Source organism: Streptomyces albidus (ex Kaewkla and Franco 2022) (genome assembly GCF_013870515.1).
Classification (GTDB): domain Bacteria; phylum Actinomycetota; class Actinomycetes; order Streptomycetales; family Streptomycetaceae; genus Streptomyces; species Streptomyces albidus.
In genome coordinates this window covers 1-11,880 of the sequence record NZ_JACBXA010000188.1, presented here as the reverse complement: position 1 = coordinate 11,880, position 11,880 = coordinate 1, and the positions used below count along the sequence as shown (strand labels likewise).

Here is an 11,880-nt window from a genome sequence, read left to right as displayed (position 1 = left end):
ACGCGGTGGGCGGAGGCCCGGCGGCACTGCCGGGTCTCCTGGCGAAGCGATTCTTCGGTACGCCGCTGCTGATCACCGAGTACGGAGTGCGGTTGCGCGAGCACTACCTCGCGAGCACCGCGGAGGCGGTCGCCCCCGCGGCCGCCGGTGCGCCGGTACGCGCCCTTCTGGCCTCGTTCCAGAGGCAGTTGGCGCGTGAGGCCTACACCCAGGCCCAGCTCATCACTCCGGGCAACACGCACACACGCCGCTGGCAGGAGCGCTGCGGTGCTCCCGGTGAGAGGCTGCGCACCGTCTACCCGGGAATGGACGACGCGCCCTTCGCGGAGATCGGCGAGCAGGCGGGCAGCCGGAAGCCGCGCGGGGGAGCGCGCGAGCAGCACATCGACGAAGCCGCCGCCTCCACGGTGGTCTGGGTCGGACGCATCGAGCCGTCGAAGGACCTGATCGGGCTCCTGCACGCCTTCGCCGAGATCCGGCGGAGCGTCCCCGAGGCCCGGCTGCGCATCGTCGTCACGGCAGCCGGACGAAGGCCGGAGTCGGAGGAGTACGAGTCGCAATGCCGGGCGCTCGCCGCGCAGCTCTTCCCCGATGAGGCGGTGGACGCGGTCGCGGTGGGTGAAAGCCCCGTCTCCTTCGAGGAGTTGGGCAGCCCTGCCGTCCCGGCGCTGGCGGACGCCTACGGTGCGGGATCGGTCGTGGTGCTCTCCAGCCTGGTCGAGGGATTCCCCGTCTCCCTGGTCGAGGCGATGTTCAGCGGGCGTGCGACGGTCTCGACGGATGTGGGGGCGGTCTGCGAGGTGATCGGCGGTACGGGGCTCGTCGTGCCGTCACGCAATCCGCGTGCCCTGGCGGACAGTTGTGCCGCACTGCTGCGGGATCCCGCGCGGCGGGAGCGACTTGGGGCCGCCGCGCGTGCGCGCGCGCTCGAACTCTTCACGGTGGAACAGAACGTGGCAGCCTTCCGCGGCATCTATCTGGAGCTGATGTCGCGCTGGCCCGTGCACCGGAGCGAGTCCGCATCGCCGGATCCCGCGTGCGTTCCGCTGCCCTTCGGGCGCCCCGCCGAATCCCATGTGCCCGGTCGATGGGCGGGCAGCACGAACGGCTCCGCCGCCGCGGTCATGGGCGGGCGCCGGCCCGGTGCCGTACGCGAGTCCGTGCAACGGCCGTCCGCCGTAAGGGCAGTTGTGGCGCCTCCTGCGCCGACGGGGCCGCTGCGTTCCCGTGCGTCCGTTCCGAGCTGGGCCCGCCCGGACCTTTCCGACAGCGAACCGATCCGAGTGGGGCAGGCCGCACGGGCGGAATCCCGGCAGGGGGAGAGCAGATGAGTGCACCCGGAGCCACTCCCGGACGCGGCACGGCGGTCTCGTCCGTGCCCGCGGCGGCCTCTTCCGTACCGGTGCCCGCCGCCGGTGTCGACGAGCCCGGCTGCCCCGTGAGCGGGGACGCGTGGGACGTACGTTCCTGGGCGCTGCTCGCCGATGCCGCCGTTCCCATCCGGAACCGGGAGGCGGCGAGCCGTACCTCCGAGCCTGCGAAGGCCGGGAGGCGCGTACGGGCGACGGCTGGACCGGCCGACCCCGTACGGGAGTTGATGCACCGCCACCGCGAACTGTGCGAGCGGGCCGTGGATCCGCTGGAGATCGCCGCAGGTCTGGAGGCGAGCGGAGTCACCGACCGGACCGCGGCACGGTTCCGGCACCGCGACGTCTTCTCACTCGCCGAGGAGCTCTTCGCGCGCGTTCCGCGGGCGGAGAGCAAGGGAGCGGTGGCGGCGCCGGACTTCAGGACGGTGGTCCGTCCCGCGTACGGCACATGGAGGCGCATCTGCCGTCTCGCGGTTGCCGTCTCGCTCGTGCTGCTTCCCGCAGTGCTGACCGGAGCCGCGCTGGCTCTCTTCGAGCTGACCGCGGTACGGAGCGACGGCCTGCCTGCGGCGGCGTTCCTGGTGGCAGCCTCTGTGGCGGTCGTCGCGTGCGTACGGCTGGCCCTGCGCCGCGTCGTACGGGCTGCGCCGAGCCTGCCGGCGACGCTGGCGGCCTGCTGGCTGAGCGGCAGCGCGGTCCTGACGGGCACATCCGCGGACGGGCCGGCAGGCGCCTCGACGGACGTGGCCGGGCCCGGACTCGCCGTCCCGCTCAGCCTCGCCTGCGCACTCGCGCCCGCTGTCTGGTGTGCGCGCTGGTTCGCCGCACGGGCGCGGCGGAAGCTCGCGGGCAGCCGCAGCCTGGACGAGTTCGCGGCGGGGATGTGGCCGCTGCTGACCGGGGCCGTCGTGCTGTTCGCCGTCGCCGTGCTGGGGGTTCACGCGCTCGTCGGCCGGACGGTCGGAGTTCTCGTACAACGAGGCGACGGGGCCGCCCTGTTGACCTCCGGAGCGCTGAGCACGAGCGCTCTCGGCGTGCTGCTCTTCATCGCTCTGCTGCTGACGGCGCACGGATTCCGCCGGGCCGCCTCAGCCGGGCTCGGCGCGGCCTGCTTGCTGGAGCTTCTCGCACTCGGCCTCGGCACGGGCGTTCACTCCGGACCCGGCACCGCACAGGCTCTCGCCTGCGGATGCGCCGCTGCGGGGCTGCTGGCGTACGCGTACCGCGTGCTCACCGGTGCCTCCGCACACGGCCCCGCGTACGGCGAGTACCGGGCGGATCCCGCTCACGGGACGCACGGGACGGCCTGCGAGAGCCGCGGAGGTCGCGGAAGCGATGCGGCGAGCGGGACCTGCACGGACTGCGCATCCATGGAGAACCCCTGCGACGAGGCGCCCTGAGCGCGCCGACCAACCCTCACTCCCGCGTACGGCGCCCGCCGAGGCTCACGTACGTGACCCGGAAAACGACAAGGAGCAAGACCGGATGACCACCGCACAGGCGTCACACCGCACTGAGAAGGATCTGGAGGGCGGGCTATGAGAGTGCTACTGCTCGGTGCGGGCGGATACCTCGGCCGTTTCGTGGCCGACCGGCTGCTGGCGGACCCCGCTGTACAGCTCACCGCTCTCGGCCGTAACGACGACGCCGACGTCCGCTTCGACCTGGCCACCGGAAGTCCCGGTGCGCTGACCCGCTTCCTCGACGCGGTGCACCCAGGAGTCGTCATCAACTGCGCGGGCGCGACCCGCGGCGGCGCACGCGAACTGACCCGCCAGAACACCGTGTCCACGGCCACCGTCTGCGAGTCGCTGCGGCGCAGCAGCTGCGACTCGCGCCTCGTGCACATCGGCTGCGCCGCGGAGTACGGGCCGTCCCAGTCGGGTTCGTCCACCGGCGAGTCCGCCGTCCCGCGCCCCGGAGGGCCGTACGGCGTGAGCAAGCTCGCCGCGACAGAGCTCGTGCTCGCCTCCGGGCTGGACGCGGTGGTGCTGCGCGTCTTCTCACCCGCCGGTCCGAGCACTCCCGCCGGCTCGCCGCTGGGGCGGCTGGCGGAGGGCATGCGGCGCGCGATGCAGCAGGGCGACAGCGAGCTGAAGCTCGCGGGCCTGGGCGTGCAGCGGGACTTCGTGGATGTACGCGACATCGCGCGGGCCGTGCACGCCGCCTCGCTCTCGGCGGCGCAGGGCGTCATCAACATCGGTACGGGAAGGGCAGTGCGGATGCGCGACGCCGCCGCAGTGCTCGCCCGGGTCGCCGGGTTCGGCGGCTCCCTGCACGAACTGGACCCGCACGGGACTCCGTCGACCGGCTCGCTCGGGTCCGCGGGCACCTCCGGTTCCGGCGGCTTCACCGTCGCCACCGCTTCCGTACCGGCACCGGCCGGCCCGGCAGCACCCGCTTCGACGCCGTACCACTATCCGGACGGCTGCGGGAGCTGGCAGCAGGCGGACGTACGGACCGCGCGGGACCGGCTCGGATGGCGGCCCCGCATCGGCCTCGAGGAATCGCTGGCCGACATCTGGATGGAGGCGGCATGCCGCATCTGACGATCCCCGGCGGAAGACTTCGCGCACCGGCCGAGGCCGCGGGCCGCATGGGCTTCGGCGTGCCGGGCTGGGCACACCCGATGCTCGCCCCGCAGGAGTGGGCGGCCCTCTCGCAGCCCGGGCTGCCGGTGCACTGGACGGTGCTCGACGTGGCCGGCGGGCCCGGGGCACGCCCCGACCCGTACTGCCTGGCGACGGCGGCCAGGTTGCGCGAGGCGGGGGTCAGCGTCCTGGGGCATCTCGACATGCGGGACGGCACGCGGTCGTTCGGTGAGCTGGTGTCGGACGCACACCGCTTCCTGGACTGGTATCGCGTCGACGGGTTCTACCTGGAGCGCTGCCCCGCCGGGTACGCGCAGCTGGCCGAGACCGGGCGCACGACGGCGACCCTGCGTGCCCTGTGCGAGCAGCAGCGCCGCTACCGGGACCGGCACTCCCTGGACGCCCGCGCACAGGGCGGCCGGCGGCCGGCGGAGGGAGCAGGGCAGGAGGGGCATCCGTCCGGCCGCTTCCCGGGAGCCCCCGCGCTCGTCTTCGGGCACGGCACCCACCCGCATCCCGGATACGCGGAGCTGGCCGACCAGTTGGTGACGTTCTCGGGCCGATGGACCGACTACCGCTGGGCGCAGGTGCCCGAGTGGACCGCGGACCATCCGCCGGAGCGCTTCTGCCACTTGGTGCACAGCATTCCGCGTACGCACATCGACGAGGCGCTGCGCATCGCACGCTGGCAGGGCGCGGGCACCGTCTACTTCACGGACGGTTCCGACCGGTGCGGCGGCAACCCGTGGGAGACGCTGCCCGGCTACTGGGACGAGCTCGTCTCGCGTCTCGGACCGGGTGTCTCGGAATGAGACAGGGCGTGGCAGTGTTACGGGAGAACAACCGTACGTTCCACCGACAGACGGAGTCCCCGTGTCGCTGCCACCCCTGGTCGAGCCGGCTGCCGAGCTCACCGTTGACGAGGTCCGCAGGTACTCCCGCCACCTGATCATCCCCGATGTCGGGATGGACGGGCAGAAGCGGCTGAAGAACGCCAAGGTGCTCTGCGTGGGCGCCGGGGGCCTCGGGTCGCCTGCGCTGATGTATCTGGCCGCTGCGGGCGTGGGCACCCTGGGCATCGTCGAGTTCGACGAGGTCGACGAGTCGAACCTGCAGCGCCAGATCATCCACAGCCAGTCGGACATCGGCCGCTCCAAGGCGGAGTCCGCGAAGGACACGGTGCTCGGGATCAACCCGCACACCACCGTCAACCTCCACCTGGAGCGTCTCGACTCCTCCAACGTGATGGAGATCTTCGCCGACTACGACCTGATCGTGGACGGCACCGACAACTTCGCGACCCGCTACCTGGTCAACGACGCCTGCGTGCTGCTGAACAAGCCGTACGTCTGGGGGTCCATCTACCGCTTCGACGGTCAGGCCTCGGTCTTCTGGAGCGAGCACGGCCCGTGCTACCGCTGCCTGTACCCCGAGCCCCCGCCGCCCGGAATGGTGCCGAGCTGCGCCGAGGGCGGCGTGCTGGGCGTGCTGTGCGCCTCCATCGGGTCGATCCAGGTCAACGAGGCCATCAAGGTGCTCGCCGGTATCGGCGACCCCCTGGTCGGCCGGCTGATGATCTATGACGCCCTGGAGATGAGCTACCGCCAGGTGAAGGTCCGCAAGGACCCCGACTGCGCCGTCTGCGGCGAGAACGCCACCGTGACGGAGCTCATCGACTACGAGGCGTTCTGCGGTGCCGTCTCCGACGAGGCGCAGGAGGCCGCCGCCGGAGCGACCATCACGCCCAAGCAGCTCAAGGAGTGGATGGACGACGGCGAGCGTCTCGAGGTCATCGACGTACGCGAGCCGAACGAGTACGAGATCGTCTCCATCCCCGGAGCGAAGCTCATCCCGAAGGACAACTTCCTGATGGGGAGCGCGCTTCAGGACCTCCCGCAGGACAAGAAGATCGTCTTGCACTGCAAGACGGGTGTCCGGTCCGCGGAAGTTCTCGCCGTGCTGAAGGACGCCGGCTTCGCCGACGCCGTGCACGTCGGCGGCGGTGTCATCGGCTGGGTCAACCAGATCGAACCGGACAAGCCCGTCTACTGACCTGCACCCTCCGAAGCATGAGTGGGGCCTGACCGCGCCGACGGGCGTGGTCAGGCCCCACTCACGTTCCCGGCCGTAATCCGGGATCGAGAGGCGGCCCCCGTCAGAGCGAGCCCCTGCGCGTCAGGTGCGTGAACGACAGCCAGCCCGGCCCGACCGGCAGCCACAGCGTCAGCAGACGGAACAGCAGTACGGCCGGAGTCGCGATCTCCTTCGGCACCCCGAAGGTGATCAGGCCGGCGATCAGCGCGGCCTCCACCGCACCCAGACCGCCGGGCGTCGGGACGGCCGAGCCCAGTGCGTTGCCCGCGAGGAAGACGACGGCGATGCTCGCGTAGCTCGCGTCGTACCCGAAGGCGCGTACGCAGGCGGCCAGGCACATCACGAAGAGCAGCGTCATCAGGGCCATCCCGCCGATGCCCATCACCAGTTTCCGAGGCCGCTGCACCACGTCCAGCATCCTCGGCACGACTCCCGCGAACAGCGAACGGAGCCGGTTCGAGACGAACCTGCGCAGCGCCGGGATCGCCGTCACGATCAGCACGAGCACCGCTGCCGTCAGCAGCCCCGCGATGACCGTCCTGGAAGGCGACAGGGTCGGGGTGTGCTCGGTGCCGGTGAGGTAGCCGAAGAACAGCAGCAGGGTGATGTGGCTGCCCAGCCCGAACAGCTGCGAGGCGCCGACACTCGCCACCGCGTGCCCCGGCCGTACACCGGAGCGCTGCAGGAACCGGGCGTTGAGCGCGACGCCCCCGATGGCCGCCGGGGCGACGAGCTTGACGAACGAGCCCGCCACCTGAGCGACCACGGTGCGCATGAAGGGCACCTTCTCGGGCACGAAGCCGAGCAGCGACATCGCCGCCGCGAAGTAGGTCAGTGCGGAGAAGACGGCGGCGCCGCCGACCCACGCCCAGTTCGCCTCGCCGACGACCTGTCCGAAGTGCACCTGTGTGAGCTGCGAGAGCAGGAAGTACGCGGCCAGCGCGCCGGCGATGAAGGTGACCAGGGTGCGCGGCCTGACCCGCTCCAGCCGGGCGGGCTCTATCGGCGCCTGCGGCCTGACGAGCAGCACCTGCTTGCGGATCTGCGCGAGCAGGTCCTCCTCGCGCGCGTCCTCCAACGCGTCCTCGACGGCCCGCTTCTGGGCGACCTTCTCCGCACGCAGCGACTTGCGGTCCGACTTGTGTCCGCCGTCCGCCGCGGAGACAGCGGCGCCGTGGACGTGCTCCTTGGCCTCCTTGCCGGAGCGGGACGCCTCGATGGCCGCCTCCCGCTCGCGCTGTGCGCGCTCCTTGGCGAGCCTGCGCAGCGTGTGGCGGGTGCTGCGGCTGAGAGCGATGGGCTGCAGCATCGGCAGGCTGTCGGCGATCGCGTCGGGGCCCAGCACGTCCACCGCCGCGGCCACGGCCCGCCGCGCACCGACGCGCAGGCCGAACGTGGTCATCAACTGGGCGATGTCCATTCGCAGCACCACGTCGCCGGCGGCGATCTCGCCGCCCCTCAGATCCGTCAGGTAGACGGTGCCGGAGCTGTCGACGAGCAACGACTCCCCGACCAGACGGCGGTGCGTGATGCGGCGTGACTGGAGCGCCTCGACCTGGTGCCAGGCCGCGCGCATCAGTGTGTCGCTGATCTCCTCGTCCGGGAGCGAGTCGAGGGTGCGGGCCTCGATGTGCTCGTAGACGAGCATCACCGCGTCCGGACCCAGCTCCGAAGTGGCGATCAGACGCGGGGCGTTGGCTCCCGCGGCGATCGCGGCGTACGCCAGCAGGGCCTCCTGCTCGAGCGCCTGGCGCAGCGACTGGAGGCTGGGGTTCTGGATGATGCCGCGCAGCGTCAGCCGGCGCCACACGCGGTAGAAGAAGCCGTGCGCCTGCTGTTCACGGTCGACGACGGTCACGTCGATCGGCGGACCCTGTTCCAGGGTGACGCGGTAACGGCGTCCGTGGTCGCCCGTCTCGCCGCCCTCGACGCCGCCCGGGTCCTCGACGCGCAGCGCGCTCACCGGCTTGAAGCCGACGCGCCGCAGCCCGGCGAGCAGGGTCTGGCCTGTCGGGCGGACGTTGGGCGTGCCGACGGCGTACAGGGTGCCGTACGCCACCGACCAGCCGATCAGCACCGTGACGATGATCGAGAACGGAGTCGAGTAACCGGGGAAGAGGACGGCGAACGCGTTCAGCAGCAGCACAGCCCACAACAGCACGCGCCAGCGCGGCCGTCGGGCCATCCCCACAGCGGTCATGTAGGCGATGACCGGGGCCAGATAGCTGTGCACCGGGGTGGTCAGGTCGGTGTTGGTGATCTGCTTGGTGAGCGCGTCACGGACGGAGTCCGGCGCCGCCTCGGCGACCCACAGGTCGACGGCCAGCGAGGCGCCGTGTGCCAGCACTGCGGCGAGCACGCCGTCCGCGATCCGCAGACCGTCTCGCTTGATCAGCCGCTCGATGGCGAAGGCGACGGGGACGAGCAGGATGACGATGCTGGACGTCAGCCCGGTGATGCTGAGCAGCAGCGGCGGCGCCTGCTGGGTGCCCTTGTCGATGTCCTGTTCCAGGCCGGCCGTGGTGCCGTGCGCGAAATTGGCGATGATGAGCACGATGGTGATGGCCAGCAGGCCGAGTCCCAGGCGCAGCAGGTCCGACGGGCGGTGCACGCGGGCGGGGAGCAGCGGCTCGTCGCTCTCGACGCGCTCGGACGGCTCCTGCCGGCCGTCCGGGGCCTGCTCGCTGGCCGGGGCCGCTGACGGTTCGTGGTCCACCTTCGCGGGGGTCTCGTGCTTCGCCGGCTTTGCGGTCCGCGGCGGTTTCCCGCTCCGCTCCGGTGCTTCGGGGTCCGGCTGGCTCGCGGACTCGGCGGGGCGTTCCCGCCGCTCGGCGCCGTCACGTCTTCCGGCAGCGTCCGGCCCCTCAGGACCGTCGGATCCTTCGGTTCTTTCCGGACCGTCCCGACCGTCATGGCCGTCCGCTCCGGTGCCCTCGTGCCGGCCGCCTGCGGACTCGGCACGGCTGTACGCCGAGGACCGGCCCCGTCCGTCGTGGGCCGACTCCGGCGTGCGCGGTGTGCCGGACCGGCGATCAGGGCGTTCCGAGCCGTCCCGGGCAGCACTGCGAGCGGTGTCACCGTCCCCGTTGGAGGAGAGTTCACCTTGTCGTCGACCGGCTGCCGCCGTTCCGTCCTGATCCCGTATCACTCGTCACCGCCCGCACGATCGTGGCATGAGGGAATCCGGGATGCGTGCTCCAGGGGTGCCTTCGGGGGGTGCTCGCCCTGAGTCGGCGGGCGGAGCGGGCGCCCGGGCCGTTGTCGGTGGCGTACGGCACCATGGCCCGCATGGATGGGAGTGAGAAGTCCCGCCCCTCGTCCCCGCCGCAGGATCGGCAGGATCTCGACGGACCGCCTGAGCTGCCCGAGTACGCGGAACGCGTCCTGGACGTGGCCGAGCGCATCCCGCCCGGCCGGGTCATGACCTACGGCGACATCGCCGAGTGGCTGGAGGAAGGCGGGCCGCGTCAAGTGGGCAGGGTCATGGCGCTGTACGGAGCGACGGTGCCCTGGTGGCGCGTCGTGCGGGCCGACGGCAACCTGCTGCCCGGCCACGAGCTGCGCGCCATGGAGCAGTACCGCGCCGAGGGCACTCCGCTGCGTGAGGCGGGCCGGGCGGCGGAAGGGCACATACCGCGGCTGGACATGCGCAGGGCCAGGTGGGACGGCGCGGACTGACCTCGTGCTGCGGCTGCTCACAGTCATCACCTTCCGCCATGCCACCCCACAGCTCGTACCGAGCCACCCGTACGGAGTACACGAGTATCGCGCTGCGGCTCGTGTGCCCGCTGGCGTAGCGTCTGCACCATTCAGCACAGACCCTCCCCAAGGCGATCCACGTGAGCTCCTCCATCCCGTCCGACGCACACCGGACACCCCCGGGTGATGCCGGTGCCGGGTCCGGCCGCGGTCAGGGTGCCGGAGCAGGCACGTACAGGCTGGTGCGTACCCCGCCCGGGCCCGTGGACCCTCCTGCCTTGGACGCACAGCAGCGTGATGTGGTTGACCATTCCGCCGGACCGCTGCTGGTGCTTGCCGGTCCCGGCACGGGCAAGACGACGACCCTGACCGAAGCCGTTGCCGAGAGGGTAAGGGCGGGCGGCGATCCGGAGCGCATCCTCGTGCTCACCTTCAGCCGCAAGGCCGCGGTGGAGCTGCGTGACCGGATGGCGGCGCGCATGGCCGGCGGCGCGGATCGTGTGCCCGCCCCGCAGGCCACCACCTTCCACTCGTACTGCTACGCGCTGGTCCGCGCCCACCAGGACGCCGACCTCTTCTCCGAGCCGCTGCGGCTGCTGTCCGGGCCCGAACAGGACCTCTACATCCGCGAACTCCTGGAGGGGCAGCTCGCGCTGGAGGCGGAGGGCCGATCGCGTACCGGCTGGCCGGACGAACTGCGCGCCTGCCTCACCACCCGTGGCTTCGCCGACGAGGTACGGGCGGTGCTCGCCCGGAGCAGGGAGCTGGGCCTGGGCCCTGACGCACTGAGCACGTTCGCCCGCAGCACGGGGCGGCCCGACTGGGGAGCCGCAGCGGGCTTCCTCGCGGAGTACCTCGACGTGCTCGATGCGCAGGGCGTGCTCGACTACGCGGAACTCGTGCACCGGGCCGTGCTGTTCGCGGAGCGCGACGAGGTAGCGGCGGACCTTCGGGGGCGGTACGACGCGGTCTACGTCGACGAGTACCAGGACACCGATCCCTCCCAGGTGCGGCTGCTGCGGGCCCTGGCGGGCGGCGGGCGTTCCCTCGTCGCCTTCGGCGACCCCGACCAGTCGATCTACACCTTCCGCGGTGCCGACGTGAACGGCATCCTCGACTTCCCCGACGTCTTCCGGCAGGCCTCGGGCGAGCCCGCACCCGTGCAGGTGCTGCGCGCCGCCCGCCGTTCCGGTAGCCGGCTGATGGCCGCCACCCGTGAGATCACCCGCCGCATCCCGCTGACGCGGCTCCCCGCCGAGGCGGTGCGCGCCCATCGCGGCCTGGTGGCGCAGCGTCCCGGCGGCACGGTGGAGACGTACACCTACCCGACGGCCGGGGCGGAACTCGACAACGTCGCGGACCTGTTGCGCCGCGCTCACCTCGAAGAGGGCGTTCCCTGGGGCGAGATGGCCGTGCTGGTGCGAGCCGGCGGCCGTACGATTCCCGCCGTCCGACGGGCGCTCACCTCAGCCGGAGTTCCGGTCGACGTGGACGGGAGCGACGTCCCTCTGCGGCATGAGCCCTCGGTGGCACCGCTGTTGACGGCTTTGCGAGCGGTGGCCCGTGCGGCGGCCTCCGAAGACGCCCCGAGCCCGGCGTCCAGGATTCCCGCTGCCCGTACGGCGCCTGACGAAGCCCCCGCCACCGTCGCCGAGGCGGGAGCCGACGCCGAGCGGAGCGCAGGCGGTGCCGGTCCGGTCGGCGCCAAGGGGACGCCGGAACGTGCCTCCCCGCTCCGCCCCCCGGCCGCATGGCTGGACACGGAGACCGCGCTCACCCTGCTCACCTCGCCGCTCGGCGGCATGGACGCCGCAGATCTGCGACGGCTCGGGCGGGCCCTGCGCGAGGAGGAGCGAGCGGCGGGCGAGAGCGTCCCCCGTCCGTCCGACGTGCTGCTCGCCGCTGCTCTCGCCGAGCCCGAGCGCCTGGTGGCGCACGACCCCGCGTACGCACGGGGCGCACAACGACTGGGGCTGCTCCTGCGCAAGGCGCGTGAGCTTCTCTCCGGCGGCGGCACCGCCGAGGAGGCCTTGTGGCTGCTGTGGGACGGCACCCCCTGGCCGCAGCCTCCCGACCGCGACTCCGTCGACTTCTCACGGCTCGACCTGTGGTGGGGCGACGAGCGG

Annotated in this window: 7 protein-coding genes and 2 pseudogenes; 8 read left to right on the top strand and 1 reads right to left on the bottom strand. The window is 72.1% G+C overall.

Features of this window, described 5'->3' with window-relative positions:
- The 6 genes and pseudogenes from H5J26_RS22695 to moeZ all read left to right on the top strand — a co-directional run.
- The coding region (locus tag H5J26_RS22695; protein ID WP_181767787.1) for a glycosyltransferase at positions 1–1,331 on the top strand (1,331 nt) is incomplete at its 5' end.
- On the top strand, positions 1,328–2,770 hold the full coding sequence (locus tag H5J26_RS22690; protein WP_181767786.1) for a hypothetical protein: 1,443 nt from the start codon (positions 1,328–1,330) through the stop codon (positions 2,768–2,770). The genes H5J26_RS22695 and H5J26_RS22690, both read left to right, overlap by 4 nt.
- A 138-nt stretch (positions 2,771–2,908) precedes the next feature.
- A pseudogene (locus H5J26_RS22685) lies at positions 2,909–3,661 on the top strand (NAD-dependent epimerase/dehydratase family protein); the annotation flags it as partial.
- Between the two features lie 75 nt (positions 3,662–3,736).
- Positions 3,737–3,919: pseudogene (locus H5J26_RS32465) on the top strand (NAD-dependent epimerase/dehydratase); the annotation flags it as partial.
- Positions 3,907–4,773 (top strand): spherulation-specific family 4 protein, encoded by an 867-nt coding sequence (locus H5J26_RS22680; RefSeq protein ID WP_181767784.1) that lies wholly within the window; start codon positions 3,907–3,909, stop codon positions 4,771–4,773. The pseudogene H5J26_RS32465 and the gene H5J26_RS22680, both read left to right, overlap by 13 nt.
- 61 nt (positions 4,774–4,834) lie before the next feature.
- Positions 4,835–6,013 (top strand): adenylyltransferase/sulfurtransferase MoeZ, encoded by a 1,179-nt coding sequence (moeZ, locus tag H5J26_RS22675; RefSeq protein WP_181767783.1) that lies wholly within the window; start codon positions 4,835–4,837, stop codon positions 6,011–6,013.
- 103 nt (positions 6,014–6,116) lie between these two features.
- Here moeZ and H5J26_RS22670 read toward each other — a convergent pair whose 3' ends face one another.
- Complete coding sequence (locus tag H5J26_RS22670) at positions 6,117–8,771, bottom strand: lysylphosphatidylglycerol synthase transmembrane domain-containing protein (RefSeq protein ID WP_181767782.1); 2,655 nt, start codon at positions 8,769–8,771, stop codon at positions 6,117–6,119.
- 572 nt (positions 8,772–9,343) lie between these two features.
- Here H5J26_RS22670 and H5J26_RS22665 point away from each other — a divergent pair.
- Both H5J26_RS22665 and H5J26_RS22660 read left to right on the top strand, forming a co-directional pair.
- Positions 9,344–9,733 carry an MGMT family protein gene (locus tag H5J26_RS22665; RefSeq protein WP_235980944.1) on the top strand — a complete coding sequence of 130 codons (390 nt, stop codon included), beginning with the start codon at positions 9,344–9,346 and terminating at the stop codon, positions 9,731–9,733.
- A 299-nt stretch (positions 9,734–10,032) separates the two neighbouring features.
- Positions 10,033–11,880, top strand: a 1,848-nt coding sequence (locus H5J26_RS22660) for an ATP-dependent helicase (protein ID WP_419183838.1), incomplete at its 3' end; no start/stop codon positions are given.